Below are 18,676 nucleotides of genomic sequence, written 5' to 3' on the forward strand. Positions count from 1 at the left end.
CCCGCATGATCCACGAAGTGGACGACGTCCTGCGCGGCCTGATCCGGGCCGAGGTGCTGGAGGGCCGTCAGATCGCGGTGGTCTTCGACGCCCCGACCCGGGAGTGGGCGGCCAAGGTCAACGCCCCCATGGTCAACCTCTACCTCTACGACATCCGCGAGGACATGCGGCGGCGGGAGCGGGGGCTGCACAACGAGTACGACGAGCGCGGCGCGATCGTCGCGCGCCGCCGCCCGCCCCGCTTCTTCAAGCTGTCGTACCTGATCACCGCGTGGACGAAGCGACCGGAGGACGAACACCGGCTGCTCTCCTCGTTGCTGGCCTGTCTGCTGCGGTACGAGGCGCTCCCGCCGGAGCGGCTGGCGGGAGCCCTGGCGGAGGTGGGGGCCGCCGTCCCGATGTCGATCGCGCTGCCGCCGCCGGAGGACCGGTCGTTCGCGGACGTGTGGAGTGCGCTCGGAGGCGAGCTGAAGCCCTCGCTGGACCTGGTCATCAGCGTTCCGGTGACCGCCTCGCCGGTCTACGAGGCGGGTCCGCCGGTGGGCGACGAGGGGATGCGGGCGGAGTTCGGCGACGTGCCCGAGCCCGGGGAGGTACGGACTCAGGCGGTGCCCGGCCGCACCGGTCTGCCGGTGTACGGCTCCCGCCCCGGTCGCCCGGAACGGCCCCCTGGGGAGCGGTCACGGGGCGGCGAGCGCGGACGGGCGGTGTCGCTGCGCATCACGGAGCGGCGCGGAACCCCACCGGAGGGGAGCGACGGATGACGGAGTCCACGGAGCCGGGGCGCGCGCGGCCGGAGGGGCGGGGGCGTGCCGACCCGGCGGAGCAGCCCCTCGGCGATCCCGACCTGCGCGACCTCCTCGTACGGGCGACGATCGTGGAACAGCGCGTCCGGCGCGCGGTGGAGCTGCGGCGAAGCACCGATCCGGACCCGGACGACGACTTCCGCGGCCTGTACCTGACGGACGAGAACGTCACGCGCCTGCTGGACGAGGAGGGCGCACGGGGCTTCCCCGCGCTGACGGGGGCTCCGTCAGAGCCGCGGCCCGGCTCCCGTCTCTCCGCCCTGGCAGCGGAGTTCGGCCTCACACCGCTCGACACGGAGATCCTGCTCATCGCCCTCGTGCCGGACCTGGACGACCGCTTCGAGGCGTTCTACGCGTACCTGAACGACGACGTGTCCCGTCGCCGGCCGTCGATCGGGCTGGCCCTGGGGCTGTGCGGCACGGCCCCGTCCGACGCGGCGGCCCGAGCCCGGCTGGCCGCGGGGGGCCCGCTGCGGGCCGGTGGCCTGCTGCTCGCGGAGGACTTGGACCGCCCGTTCCTGAGCCGCTCCCTGCGGGTACCGGACCGGGTGGCCGCGCACCTCCTCGGCGACGACACCCCGGACCCGCGGTTGGCGGACCTGCTGGCCCCGTGGCAGGCCGTGCCCGGGGTGGGCGACCCGGCGCCGCTCGCCGGGGTCCTGGCCGACGGCGTGACGCTGGCCTACCTGAGCGAGGACCAGGGCGGGGCGGGCACGGCCCTGGCGGCGTCCGCGCTGACATCGGCGGGCCGAGGCGTCCTGGGGCTGGACTTGGCGCGCCTCGCGGAGGACCCCGCACCCGCAGAGGCGGTGCGCTCCCTGGTCCGCGAGGCACGCCTGACCGGGGCGGGCCTGGTCTGCGCGCCACTGGACGCGGTGGCCCGGGAACGCCCGCACGTGCTCCGGCTCCTGACCGCGACGCCGGTCCCGACGGTCCTGGTCGGCCGGGCCCCGTGGGACGCGTCCTGGTCGGCCGCCCCGCCCCTGCTCCTGCACGCCCCGCGGGTGGGGCCGTCGGCGCGCGGGGCCCTGTGGACGGAGGCGTACCGGCGGTGGGCCCCGGGCCCGCTCCCGCCCTCCATCGCCCCGGACCACCTGCTCGCCCCCTTCCTGCTCACCCCGGAGCAGGTGACGGGCGCCGCCCGCAGCGCGGCCCAGACGGCCCGGCTCGACGGGGGCGTCCTCACCCCCGACCACGTACGCCGAGGCGCCCGCGCGCAGAACGCGGCCGGCCTGGACCGCCTGGCCCGCCGCATCGAACCCGCGGTGACCTGGGAAGACCTGGTCCTCCCGCCCGACGCCCACAGCCAGCTCCGCGAACTCACCGCCCGCGCGCGCCACCGCGACCGGGTGCTGGGGGAGTGGGGGATGCGGCCGGGCGGAGGCCGGGGCCGGGGCGTGTCGGCGCTCTTCGCAGGGGACTCGGGCACCGGGAAGACGATGTCCGCCGAGGTGATCGCCGCGGACCTGGGCCTGGACCTCTACACGGTGGACCTGGCGACGGTGATCGACAAGTACGTCGGCGAGACGGAGAAGAACCTGGAGCGCATCTTCACCGAGGCGGCCGGCGTGAACGGCGTACTCCTCTTCGACGAGGCGGACGCGATCTTCGGCAAGCGCTCGGACGTGAAGGATGCCCACGACCGCTACGCCAACGTGGAGAGCGCCTATCTCCTCCAGCGCATGGAGTCCTTCGACGGCCTTGCCATCCTCGCCACCAACCTCCGCGCCAACCTGGACGACGCCTTCACCCGCCGCCTGGACCTGGTCATCGACTTCCCGGTTCCAGGCCCCGAACAGCGTCTGCTTCTCTGGGACCGCTGCCTGGGCCCGACGGTCCCCCGGGGCGCTGATCTCGACCTCGCCTTCTGCGCCGAGAACTTCGAGCTGGCGGGCGGCAACATCCGCTCGATCGCGGTGACGTCTGCGTACCTGGCGGCGGACACGGGGGACGAGGTGACGATGGAGACGGTCATCCACGCGATCCAGCGGGAGTACCAGAAGCTGGGACGGCTGACGCTTGCCTCGGAGTTCGGGCCCTATCTGGAGCTGGTGCAGGGGTGAGGGGGCGGGGAGACGTCAGCCCTTGACGATGCGGACCCGGCCCCCGCAGAGCACGGCCAGGTCCTCGGGGGGCGGAGGTCAGGACCGCCGCCGGCTTCGGAGCGCGCAGCGCCGTAGCGGCGACCACGGCGTCGATGGGCTACGTGTGCCGATGAAGGACTGCGGCGACGAGCGGCGTCCTTCGCTGTCCAGGACGAGCGTGCCCGTCCGGTTCATCACGGCGCGGTCCCTACGCTGTGGTGCGGAAGGCGCAGCAGAGGGAGTGAGGGTGGAAATCGGTCGTCGGCTATTCAGCTGACGTGTTGTCACCTGGCCGCAGGATGCTGAGAACGCGTACGGCTTGGTCGCGTACCTCATCAACAGGGTCCTGTTCGCTCATTTCTTCCAGTATGGGCGAGAAAGCGCTCCAACTGGTGACAGAGACGGCCAGAAGGGCGACTCGGCGGATCAGCGGGTCTGGGTCGCGCAGCGTCCATTGCAGCAGAGCGAATGCCTGAGGGTCAAAGCCGGCGCAGGAGACGACTGCTGTGCGGTAAATAGAATCGATCAGGGCATCGGAGTCGCGGTCCGTTATCATTCTGGCGCGAAGTCGGGAAATATCGTCCGTGGGCAAGACCGACCGAATCTGCTCGATCAGAGCTTCGGCGTCCCTTCCGTGTACGCTGATGTAACTGACGTCGAGAAGGTCGTCCTTGATCCACACGGCAGCCGTTTGATGATCCTTCGTCAGCCAGATCTCCTTGTCCGATGCGGAATCGGCACCCGGGAGGGGCACCTCGCTTCTGCTGAGTCCCAAAGAGGCGAAGGCTGCCGCCACCGCGTAGTAGTCCGTGGATGGCGTGGGGACGAGGCGGGCCGCTCCGCTGCTCACAGGGCTCCTCCGGGAAGAACGTATGCCGCGACGCGAGATTTGAGGTGTGCCTCCATCTGCGTGTCGACGAAAACCTTGCATTCATGCTCGGTCTGAAAAAGCGGGCTATCACCGGTCATGAGGCTCTTTATCCAGCGAATTGTCGTATTTAATTCATTTTGGAGCATGCGGTCTACCTTCACTTTCAATGCGGCTGAGCGTTCGGTCTCAGGTATCAGTGAAGCGCGTACCACGGCATTTACCCCCTGTGGGGACATGGGGTTGTAATTTACCACCACGTCACGCCATGTCGTTCCGGGTAGATCGGATGAGTCCCAGGTCATCGTGCTGGTCGCTAAGGCGGTGGGATTTCTTCCGCCTTCAACGGCGAACATGAGGCGCGCCAGTGCCGCGAGGTGTGCAGAGGCTCCGTGGTCGTTTGAGATCTCGGTGTTCGAGGGGGAATTTCCCTGGGAAATCTCTGCGAGCGCCTGGCGTATATGCTGATTCGTGTAGCCTTTTTTCGACAGGCCGTCGAGAATGTCTATGATTGCCGGGTCGTAATGTCCTTTACCCAATCCGTGAGTTTTTATGTGCCCAGGCGCCGATGACCAGGTCTGGCGTTCCAGGACGTTGAGCCCCGGAGCCATGGTGAGCAGGTCGTCTGTCTGGCGGGGGCGGCGAAGGCTCTGTTCGTGGATGGCTCGCGCCTCGGCTGCCTGCGACTGGCCGGGGCGGGCCTGGAGGGGAGCCGCTTTCGTCGGGGCACCGGCTGAGGCGGCGTCCTGCTCTCGCTGCTGCTTGGCTGCGAGCCGGTCCTGCTGAATCTTTTTGGCGTCCGCGATGACGTCGGGGCGGTTGATCATTTCATTGCCGATGTTCGTGAGCATGTCGTGCAGATCGGGTCCGATTTTACGTACGACCCCCTCGGCCACTTTCCCTTCGGGGTTGACCTTGGCGACGACGTCAGTGGTGCTTCCGCTGTGCTGTGCCGTCAGTGCGGAGAGACCGTACTGCTTGCGCCAAACAAAAAGACGCGCCTTTAGCCGGGATTCGGAGATGTGGCGGCTTATTAAGGCTGATATTTTGGGCTTCAGGGCGGCGATCGCTCGGTTCAGGCGTTGCTGCTTTCCTCGCGTGTTGTCGCTGGTGGGGCCCCCGTCATCCCCTGATTTCTTGCTTTGTCGCCTGCGCTTCGCCCACAGCGCCCTGCCCTTCTTCGCGATGAAGTCGACGATCTTGTCGATGGCCCTCGTCACGGGTCGCGACACCGACTGGAAGACCGACTTCACCTTGTTGGCCAGGCCGCCGATGCCCAGCAGTGCGGCCAGGAAGCCGATCAGGAGCGGGACGCTCTGGGCGAGGGCTGCTTCGACGAGTCGGGGGACGCCAGCCTGGCCGCCGTTGGCTATGGCGATGACCGCGTCCAGGACCGCGTTGACGAAGTCGGCGATCTGCGCGCCCTGCGTCACGACGAACGTGACGATGTCGATGATTCCCTTGACCGCGCGGACGAACGCAGAGGCGGGGTTGAGCAGGGAGATGATCCAGGTGATGCCCGCGATGAGGACCGTGGGGATCAGGTAGGTCGTGAGCTTGCCGAGGATCGTGGCCTTGAGGTCGCCCGCCTCGGCCTGGATCTCCTTCACCGCGCCGGCCGGGCCCTCGCCGGCCAGGTTCTTCGCCACGGGGACCGTGGCCTCCACCGCCGACATCGCTTCGTCGGGGACGCCCTTGCGGGTGATGCGTGATCGGATGGCGTCCCAGGTCAGGCCCAGCATCGAGCCGATGAGCTGGATGATGCCCTTGAGGTCGAACCGCGCCGGCAGGTCCAGGCCCGCCTTCACCGCCGTGCCCAGCAGCCAGGAGACGACGCCGGTCTTCAGGTGGTCGGCGATGTTCGTGATGAACAGGTTCAGGCCCGCGCCGACCGCGCTCACCAGGGTGCTCAGGAACCCGACGGGGTCCTTGATGATCTTCATGATCGCGGAGGCGGCCTTGGCCAGGATGCCCAGCAGCAGGTCCTTCAGCTCGTTGATCGTCTGGATGACGCCGGCGATCGCGTCCTTCGCCTTGTCGATCAGGCCCTTGTTGGCCTCCTGGAGCTTGGTGATCTCCTCGTCGATCTTGTTCAGCGCGGCCGTGTACCTGGACGCGAGATCCTGGACCAGTTGCTCGGACTTCTCGTCGACCGTGGATTCCAGGTCGTCGAACTTGCCGGCGAAGTCCTTCGCCGCTTCCTGGCCGAACCGGCGCAGGTCGGCGGGGAGCCTGTCGACCTCGGCCTTCAACTCAGCGCGGCCCTTGGCGATACGGGCCTTCGCCCGGCCGAGTTCGGCGCCGATGACGTCGGCGACCGACGAGATCACCGTCCGCATGCGGGACACGTAGAGCTTGCGGGACTCCTGGTAGAGGGCGTTCGCCTCCTCGGGGAGGCCGGCGAACTTGTCCTTGATCCAGCGGCCCTTGCCGCTCAGGCCGGAGTACCGCTTGTCCTTGTACCGCTTCATCCGGCTCTTGTGATCGGCCGTGAAGGCGTCCCGGGCTGCCTTCTCGCCCGAGGCGAACGCCGCGTCGACCTTCCTGTCGAGGCCGGACAGGGTCCCCTCGACGTCCTTCTTCGTGGAGTCGTAGACCTTCTGGAGCTTGGCCGTGACCTCGGCGCGCTTCTTCTCGTCCTGTGACTTGGCGTCGTTCTTCCCGCCGTCCACCTGCTGGCCCGCGGAGGCCCGGGTCGCGGTGAGGCCTGCCATCGCCCGGGCTCCGGAGGCCGCCGCGCTCTCCTTCGCCCCCGCCAGCTGCTGGTCCTCCGCCGCCCGGCCCTTGGCCGGGGCCTTCGCCGCGTCCGCCTCGGAGGTCTTCTTCGCGGACAGCGCCTCGGTGAACGTGGGCTCGTTGCTCCTGGCGAGCTGGTCCTCGGTGACCTCTGCGTCCGCCATCGCCTTGTCGTTGGCGGCCGGCCCCTGGGAGAAGTCGGTCACGGCCGCCGGCTGCTTCGCCGGAACCGCGTCCGCCGCGGACGGCGCGCCGGGGTCGGCGGGGGCCCGGTCGGGGGTGAGGGGGGTGGCCTGCCGGTCCTGGGCGGCGGAGGTGTCGGGCGGGGCCTTCGTGGCGGTGTCGATGTCCTTGGCCGAGGCCTCCTTGCCGTCGGTGACCTTGCCGTCGACCTCCGCCTTGACCCGGTCGGCCTTGCCGGACCCGGCGAACTTGTCGGCCTCGTCGAGGTTCTTGGGGGCCTGCGCGTCGATGGCCTGGTTCACCGCGTCGACGAACGCCTTCTTGTCGAACGTGCCGGGCTTCGCCGCGTGCATCTTCTCGGCGTTCGCCGCCTTGCCCCGGGCCTCCTTGTCGTCCGGCGGGGCCACCGCCGCGTCCTGCGAGGCCTGCGCCTCCGTCGCCGCCGGGGCGTGGGCGGCCAGCCGGGTCTTCTTCGCCGCCACGTCCGCCTTCACGGCGCGGAAGCGGGGCGACTGGGCGGCGGGCGGCTTGACCGGGGCGGTGTAGCGCTGGGCGACGAGGCGGGAGACCGCAGCGTTTCCGGCCATGCCCTGCAATCGCTGGATGCTGCGGCGGTCGCGCACCGGGGCGGGGGCGGGCGACGGGGCCGCCGCCTCGGCCCGGTGCGGGGCGTCGTGGCGGCGCGGCGCGGCGGAGGGCTTCTCCGGAACCGCCTTCATCCGCCCTCCCGCCCCAGCCGTGGGTCCTGCGGCCCGCCCACCGGCCGTGGGCCCGCCCGGACGTGGTGGCTGTCAGCGTGCCGGGGCCGGTGAGGGCACACCCAGTGCGGGCGGGCGGCGCGCGGGGCACGGCGGGGCGGCGTCGGCGGCGCGGTCGCCTTGCCTCATCGGGCAGCGCTCGGTGCGCGGCGGGGCGGCCGAGCGTCCGTTCCCGGTGATCGCCGCAGTGACGAGAATGGCCCGCGTTCCCCCAGGCCGGTCCGCGTTCCTTGGCCTGCGCCCCCCACGGCCGGTCCGTTTTCCCCGGTCCGCGTGTCCCCGGCCGGTCCGCGTCCCCCGGTCGAGCAGTGCATCCAGGAGTTGTGTCGAGGAGAGGCCCTTATGCCGTCGTATCTGTCCCCGGGCGTCTACGTCGAAGAGATCGAGTCCGGGTCCCGGCCGATCGAAGGGGTGGGCACCTCGGTCGCCGCCTTCGTCGGATTCGCGCAGAAGGGCCCGCTCGACGAGCCGACGCTGGTCACGAACTGGAGCCAGTTCGTCGCCACGTTCGGCGACTTCGTCGACGGCGCCTACCTCGCCTCGTCCGTCTACGGGTTCTTCGCCAACGGCGGCGGGATCTGTTACATCGTGCGCATCGGCGACGGCACGGAAGCGGCGGAGGACGACGAGGAGGGCGGCGGCGCGGGCGATCCCCGGCATGCCGGGGCGCTGCCCGCAGGCGCCGAGGTCCGGGTGGGCCCCTACGCCGTGCGGCCCCGGCCGGGCGTGGGCGGCGAGATCACCGTCGAGGTGGCTCCGGTGGCGGGCGACGACCCACCCGCCGACGTCTTCCAGTTCGTGGTGCGGCGCGACGGCCAGGTGGTGGAGACGTACCCTTCCGTCACCACCAAGCGGAGCAAGGAGAACGTCGCCACCCGCGTCAACGCCGCCTCCGAGCTGATCGAGGTACGGGAGTCGGGGCGCGGCGCCGCCCCCGCGCCGCCCGAACCGCAGACGGTCGTCCTCGCCCCCGCCGCCCCGGCCGCCGGCGGCGCCGGTGCGCTGGCCCCCGGGGTGTACGTCGGCGACGCCGACCGCCGTACGGGTCTGGGCGGCCTGGAGGCGGTCGATGAGGTGACCATGGTCGCCGTGCCCGACCTGATGAGCGCGTACGAACGCGGGTTGCTGGACCTGGAGGCGGTCATCGCCGTCCAGCAGGGGCTGATCGCCCACTGCGAGCTGATGGGCGACCGCGTCGCCATCCTCGATCCGCCGCCCGGTCTCACCCCGCAGCAGATCCGCGGGTGGCGCACCGACCGGGCCGGCTTCGACTCCAAGTACGCCACGCTCTACTACCCCTGGATCAGCGTCCCCGACCCGGCGTCGGGCCGCGCCGCCCTCGTACCGCCGAGCGGGCACATCGCCGGGGTGTGGGCGCGCAACGACGACGCGCGCGGGGTGCACAAGGCCCCGGCGAACGAGGTCGTACGGGGGGCGGTCGCGCTGGCGACCCAGCTGACCAAGGGCGAGCACGACCTGCTGAACCCGATAGGGGTGAACTGCGTCCGGTCCTTCCCCGGGCGGGGCATCAGGGTGTGGGGGGCGCGGACGCTCGCGTCCGATCCGGCGTGGCGCTACCTCAACGTCCGGAGGCTGTTCAACTACCTGGAGGAGTCGATCCTCGCCGGTACGCAGTGGGTCGTCTTCGAGCCGAACGACGACGCGCTGTGGGCCCGTGTCCGGCGGACGGTGTCGGCGTTCCTGGTCAACGAGTGGCGCAAGGGTTCGCTGTTCGGGCTGACCCCCGACGAGGCGTTCTACGTGAAGTGCGACCGCGAGACGAACCCGCCCGAGAGCATCGACGCGGGCCAGGTCATCTGCGAGATCGGCGTCGCCCCGGTCAAACCGGCCGAGTTCGTGGTGTTCCGGCTCTCCCAGCTGACCGGCGGCAGCGGTGGCATCGACGAGTGACGGCGGCTCGCGGAGGGGCGCCGCGGGGCTGGGGGCCGCCGGGGACCCCGCCGGTGGCCGGCGGCGTCCCGGCGCGGGCACTGTCCGTCCCCGCACTGCCTGCCCCCCGGACCGCCTGTCCCAGCGCCGGCCGTCCTCCCCGCCCCGTCCCGCCCGTCGCCGCACCGCCCGGCCCGCGCCGTCCGTCGGCGGCTCGTGGGGAGGCCGTCCCCAGCCCGCCGGAGACCCGCTGACCGACTGTTCCCGCACCACGGCGTAAGGAGTCTGCTGTGCCCCTTCCCGACCTCGACAGTTCCGTCGGGCATTCCTTCGGCCTTGAGTTCGACAGCGTCATCATCAAGCAGATCACCGAGGTCAGCGGTCTGAAGATGGAGCAGGACGTCATCGAGCTGAAGCAGAACACCGCCGACGGCAAGTACGCCATCAAGAAGCTGCCCGGCCGCCCGAAGGCCGGTGAGGTCACCGTCACGCGGGGTCTCACGGAGGACAACAGCTTCGAGCGGTGGATCAAGGACTCGCGGTTCGGCCGTATGACGAACGCCCGCCGCAACGGCGCGGTCATCGTCTACGACTACGAGGGCCTGCCGATCAAGCGCTACAAGCTCATCAACGCCTGGCCGAAGTCGCTGGAGATCGGCACGCTCAAGGCCGGTGACACCTCTGTTCTGACGGAGAAGCTGGCCATCACCTACGAGAGCATGGAACTCGACTGATGCGCCGCTCGGTTCACTTCCAGAGCCCCGAACAGGCGGCCGTGCGGGAGGCGGAGGCCCCGGCGGGCGAGGCGCGTGGCCGGACGGGCCGGCCGGAGCCGCTGCGCACGGAGTTCGGTTTCGAGCTGCCCCGCGGGTACGTCGACGCGTCGGGCACGGTCCACCGGACCGGAGTGATGCGGCTGGCGACGGCCCGTGACGAGCTGGTCCCCCTGCGGGACGACCGGGTGCGGGAGAACTCGGCCTACCTGTCGGTGGTCCTGATCTCCCGCGTGGTGACCCGGCTCGGGACCGTCGAGGACGTCCATCCGGGTGTCATCGAGGACCTCTTCGCCTCCGACCTGGCGTTCCTCCAGGACTTCTACCGCCGTATCAACGCCGAGGGGCACACCCGCGCCGCGGTCGCCTGCCCGTCCTGCCAGGAGGAGTTCGCGGTGGATCTCGCCGGTGGCCGCCTGGGGGAATCGTGACGTACGCGGCCGACCTGCTCTACGAGGAGGTCGCGTACCTCGCCTACCACTTCCACTGGCCGCTGGACGACCTGCTGGACCTGGAACATCCGGAACGCCTGAAGTTCGTCGCACAGGCCGCTCGCCTCAACGGGCAGTAGAGCGCCGCGCCGCAGAGACCGTGCACGGGAGGACGAGGGAGACATGGGGCTGATGTCCTGGCTGTGGGGCGATCGCGGTCGTGCCGACGCCGAAACCGCCCCCGCGAACGGTGCGGAGGACCACGCGGCGGACGGCGCGACGGCTGCCGCGGTGACGCGTGGCCGGGGCGACCGGGTCGACGTGCACCGGATCGCGCCGCTCCAGCGCCTGGTGTCCGACCAGCGGCTGACGGTGGACCCCGCACGGTTCGAGGGCTCGCTCACCACCCGACAGGACACCGCGCTCGGCATGCCGCTCGGTCATCTGGTGAGCCCGGAGGCCCCGGGCGGGCTGGTCCTGGGGCTCAGCGCTCCGGTGGAGCCGTCCGCCGACCGGGGGGCGTCCCCCGCGCCGGTCACCGCCCAGCGGTCCGCGGACATGCCGCTACGGGGGGCCGCTGCCGGCCGCGGGGGCGGGGCCGGCTCCGCGGCCGCGCCCGTGGCGTGGTCCGGGCCGGCGGCCGTGCAGCGTACGCACGGGGTCGGGGCGCCGGCCATGACGTCCGCAGGGCCCACGGCCGCAGACGCGGGCGGCGTGGACCATCTGCCCGTGCGGCGGCTCGTCGGCGGGCAGCCTCTCGTGCCAAAGTCCGCGCCGCCGGCGCCGAAGGGCCCGTCCGCGCCGTCCGCGCCGCCCTCAGTGACCGGAGCCGACACCCCTTCCGCCCATCCTTTCGGCTCCCCTTCCGCCTCCCTTTCCGCTTCCGCTTCCGGCTCCGGGGCCGGGGGCGCCCGGGTGCAGCGTGCCGTGTCCCCGCCCGGGTCCCGGCCGCCCCGGCGGGCCCCCGGGCTCGGCGCGCCACTGCCCGGCCTCCCTCCGACAGCCCGGCGCGGTGACGGTGTCGACGCCCCAGCGGCGGCGCAGGCCCCGGCGGACCCCGGGCTTCCGGAGGTCTCGCGCACGGCCGAGGGGGAGGCGCCCGCCGCACCGCTGCTCGGCGACGACCCGCTGCTGGGGCCCGGGGCCCCGGGCACGGACACCTCCTTGGGTCCGGGCACGGGCCCCGCCCGCCCCTTGCCCGGGGACACCTCCTACACCGCCCCGCCCGCAGGGCCTTCCGGCAGCTCGGAGGGGGCCGTCGGCGGGCCTCCCGGCGGCCGGGGCGGCTCGCTCCAGCGGTCCGCCGCCCCCTCCGGCGCGCCGCCCGCCGCCGGGCCCGTCACCCCGCTGCTGGGCGACCGGCCGCTCGTGCCCCGGAACGTGGACGTGCAGCGGGCCGCGGCGCCCGCCGGAGGGCCCGCGCAGGCGGCGGCCGGGCCCGCGCAGGCGGCGGCCGGGCCCGGGGCGGGCGGCGGGGGTGCTTCCGGGGCCGTGCCGGTGCGGTGGGCCATGGGGGCGGACGGCGGTACGGGGACGGGTTCCGCTTTCCGTTCTGGATCTGCCGTCCCGATCGGGCCAGCACCTCCGCCCTCCGTCCCCTCGCCGCCCCCCGCGCCCCTTCAGCGGCAGGCGGCCGGAGGGCCCCCGGTCCCCGCATCGGTGGCGCGTGCCCGGCCCGGTTCCGGCGGCGGGCGGGGGCTGCCGTCGGCCGGTGCGGTGGCGGTGGCCGCCGGGGTGGCCCAGCGCATGGCGGACGGCAGTGTCGTCTTCGGCTCGGCGCGGGCCTCCGGCGCCTCGCGGCCGGTCGTCCAGCGCGACGCCGGGACCGTCGAGGAGCCACCGCCGCCCGAGCCCGACCCCGTGACCGAACCCGGCCCCGTGACCGAGTCCGACCCCGCGACCTGGCCCGACGCCGAAGCCGGGGCCGACGGGGGAGGCGGGCCGGAGCCGCCGGGCGGCGGCTCCGAAGCGGGGAGCGGAGCTCCCGCGGTGACGGACGAGCTGGTCCGGGCCCTGTACGCGCCGCTGAGCAGGCTCCTGAGGAACGACCTCAGGCTGGAGCGGGAACGCGCCGGGCTCCTCATCAACACCCGGCACTGAAGTGCCGGGCGCCGGCAGTCAGAACGACCGAGACCGAGTGAGAGGCACGTGTCATGGCCACCGTCCAGGACAGCGACCCCGCCGTCAGCGTCTGCTTCGTCGTGACCATCGACGACATCGAGCTGGGCTCGTTCAACACGTGCGAGGGCCTCGGCTGCGAAGTGGTCCTCGAAACCCGCGAGGAGGGCGGCAACAACGGGCACCTGTGGCAGTTGCCGACCCGCCTGAAGTACTCCAACGTGAAGCTGTCGCGACCGCTGACCCGGGAGACGGAGAAGGTGGCGCGCTGGTTCGCCACGATGACCACCGGGTTCAGCCGGAAGACCGCGCACATCGAGGCGCGTACCGGGGACGGGCAGAAGGTGGCCCAGTGGGGGCTGCTGGAGGTCGTGCCGGTGCGCTGGACCGGGCCGTCGTTCACGCCCGAGTCGCCCAAGGTCGCGATGGAGACCATCGAGATCGCCCACCACGGTTACGTGATGGAGGGCTGAGCGGGATGAGCGGGGCGGGACCCATCGCGTTCAGCGCGGCCGGCACGTCGGGGACGGCCTCGGCGGGGCGGGGCGGCTCGGCGCGGCCGAAGCTGGAACACGCCTACCTGGAGCTGAGGACCCCGCCCACCGGTGGCGGGCTGACGCCGGGCGGGCCGTGCGGGCGGATCGACTTCCAGTTCAACCCCAAGGAGCTGAGCCTTACCAAAGGGGCCTCCTGGAAACGGAGTCCGGCGAAGGGGGCGAAGAGTTCCGGGCCGCCGGAGTACCAGGGATCGCAGCCCAGCAAGCTCACCGTGGAGATGTTCTTCGACGCGAGCGACACCCAGGACACCAGGGTCGTCACCTCGGTGGAGCAGCTCTTCGCGTGCTGCGTGCCGACCGACGAGACCCGTCAGCAGCAGCGCTCCTCGCCGCCCTGGGTCGTCTTCCACTGGGGCGGGCTGACCGGGTTCCCCGGATACGTCAGCAAGGTCGCCGCGAAGTACACGCTGTTCACGACGTCCGGGGTGCCGATCCGGGCGGTCTGCCAGGTCGTCCTGGAGGAGATCAGCGGCGAGACGCCGGGCCAGAACCCGACCTCGGGGGCGCTCGCCGCCCGGCGGGTGCACCGGGTCGGCTCGGGGGACTCGCTGCCCTCGCTGGCCCACCGGGAGTACGGCGACGCCGGGGCGTGGCGGGTGATCGCGGAGGCGAACGGGATCGACGACCCGATGCGGCTCGCCCCCGGCGCCCAGCTCCTGCTGCCGGCCCTCGAGGAGCTGGTCCGGCTGCGCGACCACGGCGCGGAGGGCCGGGACCGGGGCGCGTCGGCCGGGGCGGTCGGAGGAAGGCGGGGCTGATGGCGCAGCAAGGGGTCTCCACGGCGCTGACCGTGGAGTTCGACGGGAGGCCGCTGCCCGTGAAGTTTCTGAACACGCTGGTCGAGGGCTATGTCGATGACAGCCGTACGCTCCCCGATCTGTTCCTCCTGCGGTTCCGCGACCCCGACCGGGTCCTGCTGGAGCAGGCCGGGCTGACGATCGGCGCCGAGGCGCGGCTGCTGGCCCGTGCGGGGGGCGGCACGGCCCCGAGACCGCTGCTGGAGGGGGTGGTCACCGCGCTGGAGGCAGAGCTGGACGAGACCGGCACGTTCACCGTCGTACGCGGGCTCGACGCGTCGCACCGGCTGTTCCGGGGGCGCCGGGTGGCCAGCTACCAGAACATGACCCTCGCCGACATCTGCGGCCAGGTCGCGCAGCGTGCCGGGCTGAAGCCGGGCCCGGTCGACGTCGCCGGTCCCGTGCTGGAGCACATCGCCCAACCGAACATCACCGACTGGGAGTTCGTGCGCGGTCTCGCGGAGGAGGCCGGCGCGCAGGCGTACGTGCGGGACGGGCAGCTCCACATCACGAAACCGGCGGAGGCGGGCGCCGCCCCCGACTCCTCCGCGCGGGCCGACCGCGACCCGCTCGTCCTGGAGCTGGGCAGCAACCTCCTGCGCTGCCGGGTCGGCATCTCCGCCGCCGAGCAGGTCTCCGAGGTGGAGGTGCGCGGCTGGGACGTCCGGGCGAAGCAGCCCTTGGTGGGCCGGGCCCCGGCCGGCTCCTCCACGACGCTGGAGCTCGGGGTGACGGCGGCGGAGGTGTCGGCGCCCTTCGGCGAGGCCCGGTTCGTGGTGACCGACGCGGCGTACGGGACGCAGGCGCGGGTCGACCAGGCGGCGAAGGCGCTGGCGGAGCGGATCGCCGGGTCGTTCGCGGAGCTGGAGGCGGTGATCCGGGGGAACCCGGAGGTGCGGGCGGGCAGCGCGGTGGCGCTGAACGCGGTGGGCGCGCCGTTCGAGGGCCGGTACACGGTGACGACCTCGCGCCATGTCTTCGACGCCGTACGGGGGTACGAGACGTGGATCACCGTCTCCGGGCAGCAGGAGCGGTCCCTGTTCGGGCTGACCGGCGGCGCTCCGGGCGGCAACGGGGGTGCGGGGGGCTCGCGGTGCGCGGGGCTCGTCAGCGGGACGGTGACGGACACCCAGGACCCCGAGGGGTCGGGGCGGGTCAAGGTGCGGTTCCCGTGGCTGTCCGACGAGTACGCGAGCGACTGGGCGCGTACGGCGCAGTCCGGCGGCACGGGGGGCGGCGAGGCGTTCATCCCGGAGGTGGGCGACGAGGTGCTCGTCGGATTCGAGCACGGGCATCTGGACCGGCCCTTCGTCCTGGCGGGTCTGTACAACGGGCAGGACCGGCCGGGCGGTCCGGGCGGTGGCGGTGGGTCGGCCGAGGCGCCGGACGGGGGCGAACTCGTCGACCCCACCAGCGGCGCCGTCAATCGCCGTGCCTTCGCCTCGAAGAGCGGCAACCGGCTGGAGCTGCTGGACGCCGCGAGCGGCCCGCAGGGCGTCCGGTTGCGTACCGGCGACGGCAGGCTGACCATCGACCTCGACCGCGCGGGCACCGCCATCGTCATCGGCAGCGACGGCAGCGTGACGATCGAGGCGAAGGAGCGGGTCTCCATCCGGGCCGCCGAGGGCGTCGCGCTGGACGCCGGGCGCGGCGATCTCGAACTGTCCGGCGGCAGCGTCACGCTGACCTCGCGCAACGGGGTCGCGGTGGACGGCGGCAACGGCCGGGTCGACATCTCGGCGGGCGGCTCGGTCGGCGTGCGCGGCGGAGAGGTCACGGTCGACGGCTCCCGCCGCACCGAGGTGAGGAGCGGCGGCTCCGTGACCGTCGACGCGCCGATGATCAAGCTGAACTGATGGCACGTCAGTCAGGCCTGCGGGCTTCGCAGCAGACGAGCGGGAGAGGAGAGTGAGCGGGATGCCGCAAGGAGCAGCAGCCCCGGCCGCCCGGGTCGGGGACCCCACCGGCCACCCCGGAGCGGTCGGGCCGCCCGGAGTGCCGACCGTGCTCATCGGCGGGAAGCCCGCCGCCACCGTCGGAACGGCCCACCAGTGCTCCTCGCCCGCCGCCCACCCACCGTCCGTCCTCGCGCCCCCCGGCAGCACCACGGTGTTCATCGGCGGGCGCCCCGCCGCCCGTGCCGGGGACCTGGCCGGCTGCGGCTCCCCGGTGGTCTCCGGCTGCGCGACCGTGCTGATCGGCGGGTGAGCGGGCTCATGGGACAGCAGTTCATCGGCGCGGGCTGGGCGTTCCCGCCGCGCACCGACGCCACCGGGTCCATCGCCCTGGTGCGGGGCGAACACGAGCTGGAGGAGTCGATCCGGCTGATCCTGGCGACCTCGCCGGGCGAGCGGCCGATGCGGCCGGAGTTCGGCTGCGCCATCAACGACTACGTGTTCGCCCCGGCGGACGCGGGGACCGCCGGGCAGCTCGCGTACGAGGTGAGGCTGGCGCTGGAGCGCTGGGAGCCGCGGATCGAGGTGACCGAGGTCGCCGTCCGGTTCGACGAGGCGGACCACGGCGTCCTCTACATCGACATCGGCTACACCGTGCGCGGCGCGAACGACCCGCGCAACCTCGTCTTCCCGTTCTACGTGATCCCGCAGCACGCCGAGGAATCGGCCGACGACCAGGAGGCCGGAGCGTGACCCTGCCCAGCCCGCATCTGGACGACCGGACCTTCCAGGGCCTGGTGGACGAGGCGAAACGCCTGGTGCAGCAGCGCTGCCCGGAGTGGACCGACCACAACGTCTCCGACCCCGGGGTGACCCTGATCGAGGCGTTCGCGACCATGGTCGACCAGCTCGTCTACCGGGTGAACCGGGTCCCGGAGAAGAGCTACCTGACCTTCCTCGACCTGATCGGGGTGCGGCTCCACCCGCCGACCGCCGCGCACACCGAGGTGACGTTCCGGCTCTCCGCGCCCCGGCCGGAGCCCGTCGTGGTGCGCGCCGGAACGGAGGTCGCCACCGTCCGTACGGAGACGGAGGAGGCGGTCGTCTTCACCACGTCCGAGCCGCTGTCGATCGTGCCGTGCGCCTTCGCCCACCTCGCGACCTGGCCCGCCTCCGAGGAGGCCGTCGACCGCACGGAGGAGCTGGCCCTCGGCCGGGACGTGCCCGTCTTCGGGACGAGGCCCGCCCCCGGCGACTGCCTCTACGTCGGCCTGTCGGCGGCCGTCCCCGCGGGCGTCCTGGCGCTGCGGCTGGACTGCACGGTGGACGGCGTCGGCGTCGACCCGCGGCGGCCGCCGATCCTGTGGGAGGCCTGGGACGGCTCCCGTTGGGCGGCTTGCGAGGTGGAGAAGGACGACAGCGGCGGGTTCAACCGGTCCGGCGAGCTGATCCTCCACCTGCCGAAGGACCACGCCCCCGCCGCCGTCGTGCGCCGGACCGGGGGCTGGCTGCGCTGCCGCCTGATCGAGGCGGAGCCGGGGCAGCCGACGTACATGGCCCCGCCGGTCGTGCGCCGGATCACCGCGTTCACCATCGGCGCGACCGTCCCCGCCGAGCACGCGGAGACCATCTCCGACGAGGTGCTGGGCCAGGCGGAGGGCGTGCCGGGACAGGTGTTCCGGCTGGCCCGGCCGCCGGTGGTGCCGGGGGACTTCGTCGTCGAGGTCACCGACCCGGCCTCCGCGGACGCCGCGACCGGGTCGGACGTCACCCGCTGGACCCGGGTCGACGACTTCGCCCACTCGGGGCCGGAGGACCGGCACGTCACTCTCGACCCGAACACGGGCCGCGTCGAGTTCGGCCCCGCCGTACGGGAGCGGGACGGCTCCGTGCGCCACTACGGCCGCGTGCCGGTGAAGGGGGCCACCGTCCGGGTCCGCTCCTACCGCACCGGCGGCGGGCTGCGCGGCAACGTCGCCCGGTCCGCCCTCCGCGTGCTGCGCAGCGCCCTCCCGTATGTCGCCCGGGTCGAGAACCGCCGCCCGGCGCTGGGCGGAGTGGACGGGGAGAGCGTCGACAGCGCGCGGGTGCGCGGGCCGATGACGCTGCGCACCCTGCACCGGGCGGTCGTCCCGCACGACTACGAACTCCTCGCCCGCGAGATCGCCCCGGACGCGGCCCGGGTCCACTGCATCCGGGCGGGCACGGGGGACGGGACCGGGGACGGGGAGGGGAGCGGCGCGGGCGGGGTGCGGCTGCTCGTCGTCCCGGCCGGGCGCGACGACGAGCAGGGCCGGATCGCGTTCGACGAGCTGGTCCCGCCCCCGCACACGCTCGCGCTCATCGCCGCCCACCTGGACGCCCGGCGGCCGATCGGCGCCCGGCTGGTCGTCGAACCCCCCTTCTACCAGGGCGTCACCGTCGTCGCCGTGGTCCAGGCGGAGCGCGGGGCCCTGGCCGAGAGGGTCCGCGAGAGCGCCCTGGCCGCGCTCTACGGGTACTTCAACCCGCTCACCGGCGGGCCGGCGGGCGGGGGCTGGCCGTTCGGCCGGCCGGTCCAGTCGGGCGAGGCGTTCGCCGTGCTCCAACGGGTGCCTGGCGTCGACCTGGTGGAGGACGTACGGCTCTACCGGGCCGACCCCGTCACCGGTGAACGCACCGACGCCACCGCGAAGATCCCGCTGGACCCGCACGCGCTCGTCTTCAGTTACGAGCACCAGCTCCGGGTGAGGGGGGCCTGAGTCGATGAACAGCGGTGCGGGCGGGGGGCCGGGGCCCGG

General features: G+C 72.7%; 15 protein-coding genes. 13 read left to right on the forward strand and 2 right to left on the reverse strand.

Annotation, left to right across the window (positions count from 1 at the left end; all coding sequences use genetic code 11):
* The first annotated feature begins 5 nt into the window (after window positions 1–5).
* Together V9U70_RS26545 and V9U70_RS26550 are read left to right on the forward strand one after the other, a co-directional pair.
* A complete protein-coding gene (locus V9U70_RS26545) occupies window positions 6–764 on the forward strand; it encodes a Pvc16 family protein (RefSeq protein ID WP_336679267.1) in 759 nt (252 codons plus the stop codon).
* Window positions 761–2,869: an ATP-binding protein gene (locus tag V9U70_RS26550; protein ID WP_336679269.1), complete on the forward strand. Its 2,109-nt coding sequence runs from the start codon at window positions 761–763 to the stop codon at window positions 2,867–2,869. The genes V9U70_RS26545 and V9U70_RS26550 overlap by 4 nt, the downstream gene beginning before the upstream one ends.
* Before the next feature lie 286 nt (window positions 2,870–3,155).
* Here V9U70_RS26550 and V9U70_RS26555 read toward each other — a convergent pair whose 3' ends face one another.
* Both V9U70_RS26555 and V9U70_RS26560 read right to left on the reverse strand, forming a co-directional pair.
* Window positions 3,156–3,740 (reverse strand): HEAT repeat domain-containing protein, encoded by a 585-nt coding sequence (locus tag V9U70_RS26555; protein WP_336679272.1) that lies wholly within the window; start codon window positions 3,738–3,740, stop codon window positions 3,156–3,158.
* Window positions 3,737–7,396, reverse strand: coding sequence for a phage tail protein (locus tag V9U70_RS26560; RefSeq protein WP_336679274.1), 3,660 nt, complete (start codon window positions 7,394–7,396; stop codon window positions 3,737–3,739). The genes V9U70_RS26555 and V9U70_RS26560 overlap by 4 nt, the downstream gene beginning before the upstream one ends.
* 381 nt (window positions 7,397–7,777) lie before the next feature.
* Between V9U70_RS26560 and V9U70_RS26565 the strand changes: the two genes are divergently transcribed.
* From V9U70_RS26565 to V9U70_RS26615, 11 genes are all read left to right on the forward strand, one after another.
* A complete protein-coding gene (locus tag V9U70_RS26565; RefSeq protein ID WP_336679275.1) occupies window positions 7,778–9,346 on the forward strand; it encodes a phage tail sheath family protein in 1,569 nt (522 codons plus the stop codon).
* A 269-nt stretch (window positions 9,347–9,615) separates the two neighbouring features.
* Window positions 9,616–10,059: a phage tail protein gene (locus tag V9U70_RS26570; protein ID WP_018488498.1), complete on the forward strand. Its 444-nt coding sequence runs from the start codon at window positions 9,616–9,618 to the stop codon at window positions 10,057–10,059.
* Complete coding sequence (locus V9U70_RS26575) at window positions 10,059–10,529, forward strand: hypothetical protein (protein WP_336679278.1); 471 nt, start codon at window positions 10,059–10,061, stop codon at window positions 10,527–10,529. The genes V9U70_RS26570 and V9U70_RS26575 overlap by 1 nt, the downstream gene beginning before the upstream one ends.
* Window positions 10,526–10,669 carry a DUF6760 family protein gene (locus V9U70_RS26580; RefSeq protein WP_336679280.1) on the forward strand — a complete coding sequence of 48 codons (144 nt, stop codon included), beginning with the start codon at window positions 10,526–10,528 and terminating at the stop codon, window positions 10,667–10,669. Before V9U70_RS26575 ends, V9U70_RS26580 begins: the two co-directional genes overlap by 4 nt.
* Window positions 10,670–10,712: 43 nt before the next feature.
* Window positions 10,713–12,629: a hypothetical protein gene (locus tag V9U70_RS26585; RefSeq protein ID WP_336679282.1), complete on the forward strand. Its 1,917-nt coding sequence runs from the start codon at window positions 10,713–10,715 to the stop codon at window positions 12,627–12,629.
* A gap of 53 nt (window positions 12,630–12,682) precedes the next feature.
* Window positions 12,683–13,120 carry a phage tail protein gene (locus tag V9U70_RS26590; RefSeq protein WP_336679283.1) on the forward strand — a complete coding sequence of 146 codons (438 nt, stop codon included), beginning with the start codon at window positions 12,683–12,685 and terminating at the stop codon, window positions 13,118–13,120.
* 5 nt (window positions 13,121–13,125) lie between these two features.
* Window positions 13,126–13,962 (forward strand): CIS tube protein, encoded by an 837-nt coding sequence (locus V9U70_RS26595; RefSeq protein ID WP_336679284.1) that lies wholly within the window; start codon window positions 13,126–13,128, stop codon window positions 13,960–13,962.
* On the forward strand, window positions 13,962–15,857 hold the full coding sequence (locus tag V9U70_RS26600) for a VgrG-related protein (protein WP_336679285.1): 1,896 nt from the start codon (window positions 13,962–13,964) through the stop codon (window positions 15,855–15,857). Before V9U70_RS26595 ends, V9U70_RS26600 begins: the two co-directional genes overlap by 1 nt.
* A 61-nt stretch (window positions 15,858–15,918) precedes the next feature.
* Window positions 15,919–16,209 carry a PAAR domain-containing protein gene (locus V9U70_RS26605; protein WP_336679287.1) on the forward strand — a complete coding sequence of 97 codons (291 nt, stop codon included), beginning with the start codon at window positions 15,919–15,921 and terminating at the stop codon, window positions 16,207–16,209.
* A gap of 8 nt (window positions 16,210–16,217) precedes the next feature.
* Window positions 16,218–16,649: a GPW/gp25 family protein gene (locus tag V9U70_RS26610; RefSeq protein WP_336679289.1), complete on the forward strand. Its 432-nt coding sequence runs from the start codon at window positions 16,218–16,220 to the stop codon at window positions 16,647–16,649.
* The gene (locus V9U70_RS26615; protein WP_336679291.1) at window positions 16,646–18,637 is read left to right on the forward strand and encodes a putative baseplate assembly protein; all 1,992 of its coding nucleotides are present in this window, start codon (window positions 16,646–16,648) and stop codon (window positions 18,635–18,637) included. Before V9U70_RS26610 ends, V9U70_RS26615 begins: the two co-directional genes overlap by 4 nt.
* Window positions 18,638–18,676 lie beyond the last annotated feature (39 nt).

Origin of the sequence: Streptomyces pratensis, assembly GCF_037137275.1 — a bacterium.
Taxonomy (GTDB): domain Bacteria; phylum Actinomycetota; class Actinomycetes; order Streptomycetales; family Streptomycetaceae; genus Streptomyces; species Streptomyces pratensis_B.